This window comes from Paenarthrobacter sp. NPDC058040 (genome assembly GCF_042885775.1).
In the GTDB taxonomy this organism is placed as follows: Bacteria; Actinomycetota; Actinomycetes; order Actinomycetales; family Micrococcaceae; genus Arthrobacter.
The window spans coordinates 177,013-190,227 of the sequence record NZ_JBHVRN010000004.1; the positions used below are offsets into that span (position 1 = coordinate 177,013).

At 65.5% G+C, this 13,215-nt stretch carries 14 protein-coding genes and 1 riboswitch; of the genes, 7 read left to right on the forward strand and 7 right to left on the reverse strand.

Annotated features, from left to right (window positions below; genetic code table 11):
* Positions 1-123 precede the first annotated feature (123 nt).
* Positions 124-1,242: an alanine dehydrogenase gene (gene ald, locus ACFVSJ_RS07095; RefSeq protein ID WP_387435448.1), complete on the reverse strand. Its 1,119-nt coding sequence runs from the start codon at positions 1,240-1,242 to the stop codon at positions 124-126.
* 205 nt (positions 1,243-1,447) lie between these two features.
* Here ald and ACFVSJ_RS07100 point away from each other — a divergent pair, with 205 nt between their 5' ends.
* A complete protein-coding gene (locus ACFVSJ_RS07100; protein WP_387435688.1) occupies positions 1,448-2,665 on the forward strand; it encodes a PucR family transcriptional regulator in 1,218 nt (405 codons plus the stop codon).
* Here ACFVSJ_RS07100 and ACFVSJ_RS07105 read toward each other — a convergent pair.
* Positions 2,662-3,063, reverse strand: a complete 402-nt coding sequence (locus tag ACFVSJ_RS07105) for a universal stress protein (RefSeq protein ID WP_387435449.1) — start codon at positions 3,061-3,063, stop codon at positions 2,662-2,664. The two genes, ACFVSJ_RS07100 and ACFVSJ_RS07105, sit on opposite strands and share 4 nt — an antisense overlap.
* 189 nt (positions 3,064-3,252) lie before the next feature.
* Here ACFVSJ_RS07105 and ACFVSJ_RS07110 point away from each other — a divergent pair, with 189 nt between their 5' ends.
* The 5 genes from ACFVSJ_RS07110 to ACFVSJ_RS07130 all read left to right on the forward strand — a co-directional run bounded on the left by ACFVSJ_RS07110 (position 3,253) and on the right by ACFVSJ_RS07130 (position 7,971).
* Positions 3,253-4,137: a LysR substrate-binding domain-containing protein gene (locus ACFVSJ_RS07110; protein ID WP_387435451.1), complete on the forward strand. Its 885-nt coding sequence runs from the start codon at positions 3,253-3,255 to the stop codon at positions 4,135-4,137.
* Positions 4,138-4,267: 130 nt separating this feature from the next.
* Positions 4,268-5,182: a 5-dehydro-4-deoxyglucarate dehydratase gene (kdgD, locus tag ACFVSJ_RS07115; protein WP_387435453.1), complete on the forward strand. Its 915-nt coding sequence runs from the start codon at positions 4,268-4,270 to the stop codon at positions 5,180-5,182.
* Positions 5,183-5,216: 34 nt separating this feature from the next.
* Positions 5,217-6,830, forward strand: coding sequence for an aldehyde dehydrogenase (NADP(+)) (locus ACFVSJ_RS07120; protein WP_387435455.1), 1,614 nt, complete (start codon positions 5,217-5,219; stop codon positions 6,828-6,830).
* A complete protein-coding gene (locus tag ACFVSJ_RS07125) occupies positions 6,827-6,952 on the forward strand; it encodes a hypothetical protein (RefSeq protein ID WP_387435457.1) in 126 nt (41 codons plus the stop codon). Before ACFVSJ_RS07120 ends, ACFVSJ_RS07125 begins: the two co-directional genes overlap by 4 nt.
* A gap of 98 nt (positions 6,953-7,050) precedes the next feature.
* Positions 7,051-7,971, forward strand: coding sequence for an AEC family transporter (locus ACFVSJ_RS07130; RefSeq protein ID WP_387435459.1), 921 nt, complete (start codon positions 7,051-7,053; stop codon positions 7,969-7,971).
* A 260-nt stretch (positions 7,972-8,231) separates the two neighbouring features.
* On the opposite strand, the gene ACFVSJ_RS07135 is transcribed toward ACFVSJ_RS07130, so the two are convergent.
* Positions 8,232-9,560 (reverse strand): hypothetical protein, encoded by a 1,329-nt coding sequence (locus tag ACFVSJ_RS07135; RefSeq protein WP_387435462.1) that lies wholly within the window; start codon positions 9,558-9,560, stop codon positions 8,232-8,234.
* Positions 9,561-9,563: 3 nt separating this feature from the next.
* A riboswitch (cyclic di-AMP (ydaO/yuaA leader) is annotated at positions 9,564-9,710 on the reverse strand.
* A gap of 216 nt (positions 9,711-9,926) precedes the next feature.
* On the opposite strand from ACFVSJ_RS07135, the gene ACFVSJ_RS07140 reads away from it, so the two are divergent.
* Entirely contained in the window at positions 9,927-10,991 is a 1,065-nt protein-coding gene (locus ACFVSJ_RS07140) for an ATP-dependent DNA ligase (RefSeq protein WP_387435464.1), read from the forward strand.
* A 6-nt stretch (positions 10,992-10,997) separates the two neighbouring features.
* Here the strand turns inward: ACFVSJ_RS07140 and ACFVSJ_RS07145 are convergent, their stop codons facing one another.
* The 4 genes from ACFVSJ_RS07145 to ACFVSJ_RS07160 form a co-directional block, all read right to left on the reverse strand.
* Positions 10,998-11,231: a DUF6480 family protein gene (locus tag ACFVSJ_RS07145; RefSeq protein WP_387435466.1), complete on the reverse strand. Its 234-nt coding sequence runs from the start codon at positions 11,229-11,231 to the stop codon at positions 10,998-11,000.
* 114 nt (positions 11,232-11,345) lie between these two features.
* Positions 11,346-12,131 (reverse strand): alpha/beta fold hydrolase, encoded by a 786-nt coding sequence (locus ACFVSJ_RS07150; protein ID WP_387435467.1) that lies wholly within the window; start codon positions 12,129-12,131, stop codon positions 11,346-11,348.
* A 299-nt stretch (positions 12,132-12,430) separates the two neighbouring features.
* Entirely contained in the window at positions 12,431-12,682 is a 252-nt protein-coding gene (locus ACFVSJ_RS07155; RefSeq protein WP_387435469.1) for a hypothetical protein, read from the reverse strand.
* Positions 12,683-12,774: 92 nt separating this feature from the next.
* Complete coding sequence (locus ACFVSJ_RS07160; protein ID WP_387435471.1) at positions 12,775-13,194, reverse strand: helix-turn-helix domain-containing protein; 420 nt, start codon at positions 13,192-13,194, stop codon at positions 12,775-12,777.
* Positions 13,195-13,215 lie beyond the last annotated feature (21 nt).

Consider the following 13,215-nt stretch of genomic DNA (forward strand, 5'->3'; position numbering starts at 1 on the left):
TATTTCTTTTTGTTTGCTATTTTTTATTCTTTTTCGGCCCCCGGCGCCGCCCCACACCCCCCGCGGGGGCGGGGGGGCGCCCCCCCCCCCCCCCCCACCCCGCCGTCGAGCTTGCCTGGAAGGCTAGGCGGAAACCAGGCTGTGCCAGTCCTCAACGAGGGGCAGGTTGTGCGCCTCGGAGACGGAGTGGTGTGCCACGTGGCCTGCGGCGATGTTGAGGCCGGCGGCGAGGGCGGGGTCGCGGTCGAAGGCGGCCTTGACGCCCAGGTTGGCCAGGGCAACAGCGTAACGCAGGGTGACGTTGGTCAGTGCGTACGTCGAGGTGTTCGGAACAGCGCCGGGCATGTTGGCAACGCAGTAGAAGATCGAGTTGTGGACCTTGTACGTCGGTTCCTGGTGGGTGGTGGGGTGTGTGTCCTCGAAGCAGCCGCCTTGGTCCACTGCGATGTCCACCAGCACCGAGCCCGGCTTCATCCGGGATACGAGTTCGTTGGTGACGAGCTTGGGAGCCTTGGCGCCCGGGATCAGGACGGAGCCGATCACGAGATCTGCGTCGACAACTGACTTCTCGATCTCGTAGGCGTTGGAGGCGACGGTCTTCAGGCGGCCCTGGTAGAGGGCGTCGAGTTCGCGCAGCCGGTTGATGTTGATGTCCATGATGGTGACATCGGCACCGAGGCCCAGCGCCATGGCAGCGGCGTTGGTTCCCGCAACGCCGGCGCCGAGGACAACAACCTTGGCCGGGCGGACGCCCGGTACGCCGCCCAGAAGGACGCCCTTGCCGCCGGCCGGAGCCATGAGGGAGGAAGCGCCGACCACGACGGACAGGCGGCCTGCTACCTCGGACATCGGGGCGAGCAACGGGAGGGCGCGGCCTTCCTGCACGGTTTCGTAGGCGATGGCCGTGACGCCGGAGTTGATGAGCTCTGCGGTGAGCTCGGGCTCGGCGGCGAGGTGCAGGTAGGTGAAGAGGATCAGGCCCTTGCGGAAGCGGTGGTATTCGGCCTTGATGGGTTCCTTGACCTTCATGACCATGTCCGCGCGGCCCCAGACGTCGTCCGCGTCTGCAACGATTTCGGCTCCTGCGATGGAGTATTCCTCGTCGGTGATGCCCGAGCCGAGGCCTGCGCCGCGCTCAACCAGAACGGTGTGTCCATGGGTACGGAACTCGTGGACGCCGGCGGCCGTGATGGCTACGCGGAACTCGTTGTTCTTGATTTCCTTGGGGACGCCAATGATCATTTGGGGCTCCATCGTTAGCGGCTTTTCGGCCGGTTTTGGTGCTGTGGGCTGTGATTCCAGAATAGATCCGGCTGTGAGGCAGGCGACATGGATCCTGGTCTTCCAGCTCGCTGCGAATCCCGGAAATTCAAGGATTTCTTGCTTGCCGACTCGACAATTGTCGAGCACTCAAGCGTCAAGTGTCGCCTGCTGTTGGTACGCTTTGCTGATGCAGCAGGACGTTGAACAGATCGTCGAACGCGTGGCCGCCAAACTCGGCCGGGGGCTCTCCCTGGAGGACCTCGACGGCGTCCTCCTGGCCTACAGTTCCAACCAGTCCCACGCCGACCGCGTCCGCGTTAATTTCCTCCTCAGCAAGCGGGTGCCCAGCGATGTCAGCGCGTGGCAGCTTTCGCACGGAATCGCGACGGCGGTCCGCCCGGTGGTGGTTCCCGCCAACGACGAGCTGGGAATGCTGGGCCGCGTCTGCGTCCCGTTGCTGGTGCGCGGTTTTCGCGTGGGCTACTTATGGGTGCAACAGGACCTGGAGGAGCAAAGCGCGACGGCGATCCTCGCCCAGTTGCCCGGCGTACGTGACGAGCTGGACCTCTTGGCGGGACTCCTGCTGGACTCGAACACGGCCGAATCGGAGTTCCGCAGGCGGCGTGAGCAGGAATTCCTGGCGGCCTGCGGCGGGGAATCCAATGCCGTGGCGGCGGTGGCCGGCTGGAAGGAAATCCAAGGGCGCGGTCCGTGGCAGGTGGTCACCATCCTGGACGCGGACGGCGCCGGTTCCGCCGTCGATCCTCTTGCCGCTACGCTGACGCACCGCTCCGCAGCGCTTCAGTCAACGATTGGCGTTGACGCTGCCCTGTTCAGTGCCGGAACCGAGACGCACTCGGTGGTCCTTTTCCGGGAATCCGTGGGAAGGGCGGACCACGCCCAGGTGCTGGTGCACTATCAACTTGAGTTGGCCAAGCGCGCGGGGCGGACGGTGGATCGGGTGATTCTGGGCATCAGCGAGCCCATCCAGGTGATCCGGCAGCTGGCCGGGGCGTACCGGCAATCGAAGGTGGCTGCGCAGGCAGCGGCGGTAGACGTGCCGCTGGGTGAGCTGGTGGAGAGCCGGTCGGTCGGCGTCTACCAGTTGTTCGACAGGCTGCAGGCGCCCGGTGGTTGGGATGACACCGGGTCCGTGCACTTCCGGGCGCTCGAAGACCATGACCGCAACGGCGAACTCCTGCCCGTGCTGGAGTTGCTCTATGACAACGACGGCTCGGTCCAGGATGTGGCCGCCAAGCTGCACCTGCACCGGAGCAGTATCTACAACCGCCTGGGCCGGATCCGCCAACTCATCGGTGCCGATCCGTTAAGTGGCGCGATCCGGCTCGAGTTGCATGCCGCCCTGAAGGCCCGCCGATGGGCCGGCAGGCCGCGGATCTAGGAAGCGGTTCCGGCTTTTACGGCCAGCACCGGGCGGTCTGCCTGCATCAGGATCCGCTGCGCGTGGCTGCCCATGATGAACTTGCCAACCTGGGTCCGGCGGCGGAGCCCGATCACGATCAGGGAAGCGTCGATGTCCCGCGCGACGTCGAGGAATTCATCGGCGAGGTCGTCCTTGTAGGGCGGTTGGATGACGGTGGCTGAGACGCCCGCCTGGCTTGCCTTCAAGAGCGCTTCCTCCAACACCGACGCCGGGGCAACCGACTTGTCCGCCAGGGCACCCTCTCGGGCCGAGTTTACGATCACCAGGTCCTGCTTCCGCAGCTTGGCCTCGGAGATTCCGGCATCCAACGCAGCCTCCCCGGCGGGCGTGGGAACAAAACCGACGATGATTCTCATACCTTTTCCTTTGTCATGAGGGGAAGCACGCCGTTGGATCTCCCGGTTGCCGCAGGTGGTTTCATGTGAGGGCTGGGCCGTCTGGTCATGTGAACGGGGGTCACGTCCGGTCCTCTTTGTTGAGTGTAGGGAGCCGCTATGATGCATGTCTAAGCCCAAAAGTGCATCGGTTGATACCGGGAAGGCATCATGTTTACTTTTGACCAACTGGCCGGATTTATTGCCGTGGCTGAGGAGCTCCACTTCGGTCGCGCGGCCGAGCGGCTCAACATGACCCAGCCTCCGCTCAGCCGCCAGATCCAGCGGCTGGAGAAGATCGTGGGCGCGGAATTACTGGAGCGTGACAACCGCAAGGTGGAACTTACCTATGCCGGCCAGGCCTTCCTCGATGAAGCCCGGCGGCTCATGGCGCTGGCAGAACGGGCACCCGTGGCTGCCCGGCGCATAGCCTCGGGCCGCTCGGGATTGCTGCGGATCGGCTTCACCGCAGCCAGCGGTTTCAGCATTCTGGGCCCGCTGCTGGAAGAGATCGGCAGCACCCTCCCGGATGTCGACGTCGAATTGCAGGAGTTGGTGACGGGGGAGCAGATCAATGGCCTCCTGACCGGGCAGCTGGATCTGGGCCTTGCCCGCCCGCCCTTCGATACCGAAGCTTTCGACTCCCAGCTCCTCTACCGTGAATCGATGCTCCTGGCCGTCCCTGCCGGGCATCGTCTCGCCGGCCTCAAAAGGGACATCACCCACGAAGACCTCAATGACGAGCGGCTCATCATGCACTCCGCCTCGGATGCCCGGTACTTCTACGACCTGGTGGTCAGGCTGATGCCCATCCGGCATGAAAATGTGGTCCACACCGTGAGTCAGATCCTCACCATGGTGTCCCTCGTCGCGGCGAAGCGCGGGGTGGCCTTCGTTCCACGCTCGGCCAAGGTCCTGGGAATCCAGGGCGTTGAGTTCCTGGGCCTCGCGGGCGTGGAGGAAGAACCGGTGGAGCTCCACGCGATCTGGCGGCGGAAGGTGGAAAACCCGGCCCTGCGGAGGCTGTTGGAGGAGCTCACCTTCGAAGCTGAGTAGCCCCGAGGAATAATGCTCTCAGGGTATCAATGGATACAAAAGAACACTTAGACAGGCATTACTTCCGGTCCTAGTCTGGAAAAGAACCATCACCCAGCGCCAAAGACGGCACACACGCGTAAGGACCACCGTGGCAACGTACACACCCCAGGAACTGGCCAACGTCCTCAAAGACGGGCTCCTCTCCTTCCCCGTCACCTCGTTCGATGCCCAGCTGCAGTTCGACGAGGAAAACTACCGGAAGCACCTTGCGTGGCAGGCTAGCTTCCCGGTGGCCGGCCTCTTCGCGGCAGGTGGCACGGGCGAAGGCTTTTCCCTCACTCCGGCGGAATCCGAGCGCGTGGTGCGCACCGCCGTCGACGAGGTTGGAACCGTGGTTCCGGTCCTCGCTTCGGCCGGCGGCTCAACCGCGCAGGCCATCGAAAACGCCAAAGCCGCCGAGGCCGCAGGTGCCGAAGGGATTCTCCTCCTCCCGCCTTACCTCACCGAAGCAGACCAGGGCGGCCTGATCGAACACGTCAGCGCTGTCTGCAACGCCACGAGCCTGGGTGTCATCATCTACAACCGCGCCAACGCGATCTACAAGGACACCACCGTGATCACGCTGGCCGACCGCCACGCGAACCTCATCGGCTTCAAGGACGGCGTGGGCGACCTCGAACACGACGCCCGCGTCCACGCAAAGCTCGGCGACCGCCTGTTCTACCTCGGCGGCCTGCCCACTGCGGAGACGTTCGCGCTTCCGCTCCTGCAATTGGGCATGAGCACCTACTCCAGCGCCATGTACAACTTCGTGCCTCAGTTCGCGCTCGACTTCTATGCCGATGTCCGCAACAACGACCGCGTGGCCGTCAACCGGAAGCTCAACGACTTCGTCATTCCCTACCTGGATATCCGCGATCGGGTGAAGGGTTACGCCGTGTCCATCGTCAAGGGCGGCCTGGATGCGATTGGCCGTTCCGCCGGTGGCGTCCGTCCTCCGCTGCAGAACCTCGCGGAGCAGGACCTCGCAGACCTCAAGGCGCTCATCGCCACTGTTTCCTGACCTGCTCGTTTTCGAAGAACCACAGGAGAACCCCATGACCCTTACCGGACACTCCCTCATCGCCGGACAGTCCGTTGTTGGCGCCGGCAAGACCACCTTTGGCTTCAACCCCGCCACCAACCAGGCGCTGGAGCCTGCTTACACGCTGCTCACGGAAGAGCAGTTGGCGGCCGCAACGGCTGCCGCGAAGGAAGCCTATGCTTCTTTCAGTACCTTGGACCCGGAAACCCATGCCGGGTTCCTGGACGCGATCGCGGACAACATCGAGGCCATCGGTGATGAACTCATTGTCCGCGCCGGCCAGGAAACCGGCCTCCCCGCGGCACGGCTGACCGGCGAGCGGGCCCGCACCACCGGCCAGTTGCGGCTCTTCGCGAACGTCGTCCGCCAAGGCGACTTCCGCGGCGTCCGCATCGACCCGGCCATCCCGGACCGTGCTCCGCTGCCCCGGGCGGACATCCGCCAGCGCCAGATCCCCTTGGGTCCTGTGGCGGTCTTCGGTGCCAGCAACTTCCCGTTGGCGTTCTCGACTGCGGGTGGGGACACCGCCTCGGCCCTCGCCGCCGGTTGTCCCGTAGTGTTCAAGGCCCACAACGCCCACCCCGGCACCAGCGAACTGGTGGGCCAGGCCATTGCCAAGGCAGTCAAGGACGCCGGACTGCACCCGGGCGTGTTCTCGCTCATCTACGGCCCCGGGGCCAGCATTGGCCAGGCCTTGGTGTCTGATCCCGCGATCAAGGCCGTCGGTTTCACCGGTTCTCAAAGCGCAGGGGTCGCCCTGATGCGCACCGCCGCCGCACGCAAGGAACCCATCCCCGTCTACGCCGAAATGTCCTCCCTGAACCCGGTCTTCGTGTTCGAAGGCGCTCTCAAGGGCGACTCCGAACAGATCGACGCACTCGCACGGCAGTACGTCACCGCCGTCACCGGAAGCTCCGGCCAGCTCTGCACCTCGCCCGGCCTGCTGTTCGCCCCGGCAGGAGAGGCGGGCGACCGGCTGGCTGCCGCCGTCGGACGTGCTGTGGCGGCCTGCAGCGGACAGACGATGCTCACCGAAGGTATTGCCGGTTCCTGGAGCGCCGGCGCCGAGGCGCTCGGCAACGCCGACGGCGTCGAGGTCATTGGCCAAGGCACTCCCGGCGGAACGGAAAACGCTCCCGCACCCACCATCTTCGGGACCGGGGTCCGGGAGTTCCTGGACAACCACGTCCTCCACGAAGAGATCTTCGGCGCAGCCTCCCTGGTGATCCGCTACTCCTCCGTGGAGGACCTCCTCCAGGCCGCCTCACGGATCGAAGGCCAACTCACCGCGTCGCTGCAGCTCACCGAAGCGGACTACCCGACGGCGGCGCCCCTCCTGCCGGTACTGGAACAGAAAGTGGGCCGCATCATCGTCAACGGCTGGCCCACCGGGGTTGAAGTCGGACACGCCATGGTCCACGGTGGCCCGTTCCCCGCCACCTCGGACACGCGCACCACCTCCGTGGGCACCCTCGCGATCAACCGATTCCTCCGCCCGGTGGCTTATCAGAACCTGTCCCAGGAACTCCTTCCCGAGGCGCTGCAGGACGCCAACCCCTGGCACCTCAACCGCCGCATCGACGGCGAGGTTGTTCCAGCCGCAGAGAAAGCAGAGGTAGGCGCATGAGCACCCAACCCATCATTTCGCGGGTGGACGTTGTGCCCGTCGCCGGGTACGACAGCATCGGCATGCAGTACTACATCGATGGTTGGCAGTTCGATCCGAAACGGCCCTGTTTGGTTTGGTAAGTCCTGTTGGTCAGGTAACACCCCTTCCGCACGGCCGCATACTTCCTCCGCAACAGGAAGCGGCCGTGCGGAAATCCAGCATTTAAGGAAGGCACTACGTGGGCGGCGTCGTCTCCGGCATCCTCATCATCTCTACGGTGATCGCGGTGGGGTATCTTGCCGCCCGCTTCAAGATCCTGTCCCCGGACGTCCAGGGCGCCCTGACAAAGACGGCGTTCTACATCACGAATCCCGCCCTGCTGTACACGGTCGTGGCCGGAAGCGACATCCGGGCCGCCCTCGGCGTCGACGCCCCACTGGCCCTGCTTTCGGCGGCGGCCGTGGGGCTTCTCTATTGCCTGTTGAGTTTCCTGTTTTTCCGTCGGCCGGTAGCCGAGACCGCCGTGGGCGCCATGGCGAGCAGCTACGCCAACGCCAACAACATTGGCATCCCCGTTTCCCTCTATGCCGTGGGAACTGCCCAGCACGTGGCTCCGGTGCTCCTGGTGCAACTCCTGGTCCTGGCGCCGTTCTACGTCACGGTCCTTGGCCTCGCTGGAGGTGCCAAAATCTCCTGGAAACGGGTAATACTGCAGCCGCTGGGTAATCCAATGATCATCGCCTCCGCCCTGGGCGTCCTGGTGGCCCTGACCGACTGGCAGCCGCCGGAACTCGTGCACAAACCGATCGACATGCTGGCCGGTGCCGCCGTGCCCATGGTGCTGCTCGCGTTTGGCATGTCCTTGGCGGGAAAGGCTCCCTTGCAGAAGGGCGATGGCCGTGTGGAAACCGTGGTGGCCACGCTGTTGAAGGTTGCAGGGATGCCGGTGATCGTCTGGGCGCTGGGTAGGTTCCTCTTCGGACTGGATGGCCAGCACCTTTTGGCCAGCGTGATCATGGCGGCCCTTCCCACGGCGCAGAACGTGTTCCTTTTCGCCTCGCCCTATGGCCGCGGAACGGTGGTAGCCCGGGATGTCATCCTCTGCACCACGGTGCTCTGCGTCGGGGCGCTCGTGGTGGTTGCCTGGCTGCTGGGATAGGCGTCCGCTTGCGGGCTTCGGTGACGGCCTGTTCTTCGTGGCCTACGCGATCTTCGAGCTTCCCAACAGCTTTCGCTGGGTAAAACAAAGGAGGCTGGCACCCGATCGGGTGCCAGCCTCCTTTGCGTTGGCGGCCTAGGAGCGCCGAAGCCGCTGGCAGCTCCAGCGGCCCATCCGGCGACGGAAGGTGGCAGTCCGGCTGCTGCTGCAATAGCGGCCGTGCCAGCCGACATGCGTGGTTGTCCGGGGCAGTCGGATGCTCACTTGAGGAGGTCCTTGGCCGCGTCCAGCAACCCGTCCACTGCCGAGCCGCTTGGCTGCGGCGTGGAGGAAGCGTTGGGGTTGCCGCTGGGCTTCGGCTTCGACGGCTGGGTCTGCGTGGGAGTCGGCGTCGGGGTCGGCGTGACGGTCGGGGTGGTGGTCGGCGTAGGCGTCGGGGCCGTAATAGTGTCCGACGGCGGTGCCGGCTGGCTCGGGACCGGCGTGGTTACTCCTGGAACCGGGACCACAGCCGAGGGAGCGGCGGACGGTACCCACTGCGGGGCGGCCAAGGAAACCTGCGGGACAGCAGCGGACGACGCCGTTGCGCCAGCAGGTGCCTCCGCTTCAGTCTGGGGTTCGGCGGGCGTTCCGGCCTCGGCTTTCGCGGCCGACGTCGAGGACGCGGTGGTGTACGAGGGGGTGGGACCAGGGGAAGCCTTGGTGGTTGCCCGACCACTTTCGTTGTTGTTCGAGCCGCTGGCCTCCTGCGAGTGGCTGTCCTGGCCGAAAAGCGGGAGGTCCACGGCCTGGCTGACAGTGCCGACGGTCAGGACCAGGCCGAGTGCTCCGGCAACCACCGCCATGCGCTGGCCCATGGTCTTGACCGAGGCGGCCTTGGTCAGCACGGCGTGCGGTTCGCGGTTGAACGACGGAGCACCGAACGAGCCGAAGGCGGACTTGCCGTTGGTGGGGAGCGTCGAAGCTTTGCGCGTTGCGGTGTGCTCGGAAGCCCGGGTCCGGTTGCTGGCACGGCTTGCCAAGCCCGCCGCAGCAGTAGCCGCCGCGGCGATCTGCGCCGGCGTCTTCGGCTGGACCGGTGACGACTCTTCGAGGGCGACTGCCGGCGCGGCTACTGTCGGAATGGCGGCGGTAGCAGTTTCAGGGTTCGGTGCAGGGATGGCGGCGGTAACGGGCTCCGACTCCGCGCCAAACTCCCGCTCGGCGGCGGCCCGTGGCGCGTCCGCAGCCGGGACCACGGGAATGGCCGACGTCGGCGGGCCGGGTGTGGTGGAGTCGGCGCGGGGAGCGTCGATGACAGGGATCGCGGCGGTCCGGGGTTCCTCGGCAGGAGCGTCGTGGCCGGCGGAACCGGCCGCGGCTTCCGGCGCAACGATCGCCTGGGCGGCCTGACCGCGCTCGGCCGCGCGTCGCTCCGCGCGCGTCATGGGCGCAGGCGGGGTGGGATTGGCAGCTGCGGCGGGTACCGCCGTCGTGCTTTCAACGCTGGTGGGGGACTGTCCGCTGGGTTGGGCCCGACGGCGTCCGGTTGGCTTGGTGCGCTCGATGGCCTCTTGGGCACGGCGCGGCTGATCCATGGTTGGGGACATGGGTGATTGCCTCTCAACGCCTGCGAGGTTAGCTGTCGGGTTCGGACGAGGCCGTCCGGCCGCACATGGCGGCTTCACCCCAAGGGCCTGAAACCAGGCCCGGGAACTTTGGGTCCCCCGTCTCTGCCGCGAGTCTGGCGGATTCCGGGATGCGGCAGAGCTCGGCGTCAGCCCGGAAGCGGCCCAGCGGAGATCAGGGTCGCCCTTCGACCGTACAGGAGCAGGGAAGTAAAGTCACATTAATGTAACGGACGGAACGTCCAACATTTCGCGGGGACCCAATCGCCTACCCTGCGGGGCTGGAACCGGAAGTTCGAGCTGGGCAAACACTAGCTTTGACCATGTACTGGCCGGTAGACATGAGCTATGGATCTCCCCGTGACGCCTCCCGTTTCGCCCATGCTCGCCAAATCCGTCCCGAACATCCCCGATGTTGGGCACTATGAGCCCAAGTGGGACGGCTTCCGGACCATCGTCTTCAAGGACGGCGACGAGATCGTCCTGGGCAGCCGGAACGAGAAGCCCATGACGCGCTACTTCCCCGAACTCGTGGAAGCGCTGAAGAAGAACCTTCCGGAGAGGTGCGTCATCGACGGCGAGATCATCCTCATCTCCGGCAATCGCCTGGACTTCGAGGGCTTGCAGCAACGCATCCACCCCGCCGACACCCGGGTGCGCATGCTCGCCGAAAAGACGCCGTCGTCGTTGGTGGCGTTCGACCTCCTCGCCCTGGGCGATGACGACCTCACTGGCCGACCCTTCTCGGAGCGGCGCGCAGCTTTGGAGGAGGCGCTCGCCGACGCCGAGCCGCCGGTCTACGTGACGCCGGCGGTGAATGACCTTGAGCGGGCCAAGGAATGGTTCGTGCAACTTGAGGGAGCAGGCCTCGACGGCGTGTTGTCCAAACCGCTCGACGGCACCTACCAGCCGAACAAACGGGTGATGTTCAAGACGAAGCATGAGCGGACGGCGGATTGTGTGGTGGCCGGATTCCGTTGGCACAAGACGGCAAAGGTTGTGGGGTCCATGTTGCTGGGCCTGTACGACGACTCCGGCCGCCTCCACCACGTGGGCGTCGTGGCCTCGTTTCCCATGGCCAAGCGTGAAGCCTTGGTGGCGGAGTTGGAGCCGTACCAAGTGGAGTTCGCCGAGCATCCTTGGGGCGAATGGGCCAACCAGGAAGCGGCCGCCGGTGGATCCAGGATGCCCGGCGGGCAGAGCCGGTGGAGCGCAGGCAAGGACTTCTCCTTTGTCCCTTTGCGCCCCGAACTCGTGATTGAGGTGGCGTACGACTACATGGAGGGTGACCGGTTCAGGCACACTACCCAGTTCCGTCGGTGGCGCGAGGACCGTACCCCGGACAGTTGCACATACTCGCAGTTGGAGGAACCCGCCGATTACGACCTCGGCGAGATCCTGCGTCTTACGTAATCCCCGTTACTCCTCGTGGCCCTGGTCGCCGCTCATGCTGCCCTCAGCCGGTGGGGTCTCTCCCGGAGGCACACCGCCGCCCGGTTCCAGCCCGGTGATGTTGCCGTCTGCCGGGTCCGGGTTCGAGGAAGCTGCCGGATCGTGTTCTTCGTCCTTGCGCATGTCCGGGTCGTCGTGGATGCTGTCCGGTTCGGGGGCGCCGAAGGTTTGGGGATCGTCTTCAGGATCGTAGCTCGTCATGGTCCACCCTTTCCTAAGCAAACTTATTATTTGACTTGCCCTGCCAGCCTAGCCGCGGGCCGCCCCAGCCAACAAGGGGCACCCAGGCTGCCGTCCGTCGTCGTGCGCCTGCGGCTATTTGTCCCGCGACGCAGCGGCGACGAAGCTCCTGATGGCATTGGCGACTTCTTTCGGCCGCATGTGTTGGGCGACGTGTCCCACGCCCGGAATCTCAGCCAACCGTCCGTCGGCTACGGCCCGCGAGAGACGCAGCGACCATTCCGGTCCGGCAACGTGGTCACGGCTGCCGCGAAGGATCAGCACCGGCACGTCCACGTTGGCCAGACGCTTCTCCGTGGGGTAGCCCATCATGACGGGCAGCTCCGTAAGGTACCAGCGCGGGCCGCAGCGGAGGTAGTCGGAGACGACGATCCAGTTGGACGACGGGCTTTCCCGGAGGAGGCCGTCAAGGAACAGGGCCAAGGACTGCCGCCACAGGTTCTTGTGCCGCGAATCGACCACCGGACCCATCAGGACCAGGCTCGTAGTGCTGCCCGACGCCTGAAGGGCGGCTTCGATGGCGAACTGGACGCCCATGGAGTGGCCCACCAGGATGCGGCTATGGATGCCGCGATCCGCCAAGGCCTCGGCTATGAACGTCCCGTAATCTTCCACCGACAACTGACGGTCCGGTTTGGGGGTGCCTGCGAAGCCGGGGAGGTCCAAAGAATAGGTCGGTGCGTCGGCCGAGAGGACAGCATGCAGGCGGGCCAAATACCTGTGCGAGACGCCGATGCCGTGGATGAGGACGTAAGCGGGAGTGTCCTGGCTGCCCGGCTCCGGGGCTCCGTTCAACCAGAGGATCCGCCCCTGTAGCCCGCCGACCTCGACGTTGGCGGTGTGGAAAGCCGGCTCGCTCACAGCCGGGCTCCTCAGCCCCGGGCCTGTTGCAGGAAGACGGCCGCGCCCGGACCCGTCAGTTCCTGCTCATCCACGGGCCGGATACCGCGAGGGGACGGCGGATATCCTCGCCATGCGGGGCATAGGGATTGTGCGTTCCACAGCGAACCGTGCGTTGCCTCCAGATCCTTGATGAGGGCGCAGCATTCCACGTGTACCATCGGCCAAACCACGGAGCGGGATCTCGAAGCCATACGGCTATTCAAACAGGACGCGCGGACTTTTCCGAGGTTCGGTCCACGTGGCTTGGCCGACGCGGATCAGTCCCGGGTGGCGTCGTCGGATTCGGCGGGGTCGCCCGCGGGGCGCGAAGCGTCAGGTGCGCTGCCGGCGTTCGCTGCCTCCCGGCGTCGGGCAATCCTGGATTCGGTCCACATGGCGACGGCCACGAAAACGACGCAGGCAAACATGAAGGTAGCTACGAAGTTCAATCCCATAGCGGAACCCAAGGGTGCGGCAAGTGCCATTGCGGCCATCCCGGCCACGATATGCCACCCTTTGAAATTGCCCACCAAACAAGCGTAACCCCGGCCTTTGCGGGTGCTGGCCCGTTGGCTGGGATCGTTGCTTGATCCTTATCACTCCGACATCTGCCGGACGCAATTCAGCCCGCGTCGGCGCCGGCCTCCGTGGTGTCTCCGGCCGCGGATTCTTCCTGTTTCCGCTTCTGGGTTTCGAGCCACGCGAGGATCGACGCCTGCCGGATCCGGCGGTGCGTTCCCCTGTATTCCACAGGGATTTCGCCTCGGTCGGTCATGTTGCGCAGGTAGGTGTGCGAGATCCCGGCAAGCTCCGCGGCCTGCGAGGTGGTCAGCATTTCCTCCACGCTGCTGACGGTCACCGCTTCGCCGCGGCCCATCCGGGCCAGAAGGTCCACGACGGCGTCCCTCGCCTGGTCGGGCAGGCGGTGGACGGTGCCGTCGACGAACACCGTGATGTCGTTGCTGTCCTGGAGTGAGCGTGCCAAATTCCGGGCGTCATCGGCGGGCAGGCCGGCCGTGACGCGGGGAGCTATCAATGCCATGGCAGAAGCCTAGCGCGGCGA

Excerpts from the sequence above, each read along its gene's own strand:
- ACFVSJ_RS07135 (WP_387435462.1), bottom strand. The coding sequence starts at position 9,560 with ATGTCCCCAACCATGGATCAGCCGCGCCGTGCCCAAGAGGCCATCGAG.
- ACFVSJ_RS07145 (WP_387435466.1), bottom strand. The coding sequence starts at position 11,231 with ATGACGAGCTACGATCCTGAAGACGATCCCCAAACCTTCGGCGCCCCC.
- ald (WP_387435448.1), bottom strand. The coding sequence starts at position 1,242 with ATGATCATTGGCGTCCCCAAGGAAATCAAGAACAACGAGTTCCGCGTA.
- ACFVSJ_RS07110 (WP_387435451.1), top strand. The coding sequence starts at position 3,253 with ATGTTTACTTTTGACCAACTGGCCGGATTTATTGCCGTGGCTGAGGAG.
- ACFVSJ_RS07120 (WP_387435455.1), top strand. The coding sequence starts at position 5,217 with ATGACCCTTACCGGACACTCCCTCATCGCCGGACAGTCCGTTGTTGGC.
- ACFVSJ_RS07105 (WP_387435449.1), bottom strand. The coding sequence starts at position 3,063 with ATGAGAATCATCGTCGGTTTTGTTCCCACGCCCGCCGGGGAGGCTGCG.
- ACFVSJ_RS07140 (WP_387435464.1), top strand. The coding sequence starts at position 9,927 with ATGGATCTCCCCGTGACGCCTCCCGTTTCGCCCATGCTCGCCAAATCC.
- ACFVSJ_RS07125 (WP_387435457.1), top strand. The coding sequence starts at position 6,827 with ATGAGCACCCAACCCATCATTTCGCGGGTGGACGTTGTGCCCGTCGCC.
- ACFVSJ_RS07160 (WP_387435471.1), bottom strand. The coding sequence starts at position 13,194 with ATGGCATTGATAGCTCCCCGCGTCACGGCCGGCCTGCCCGCCGATGAC.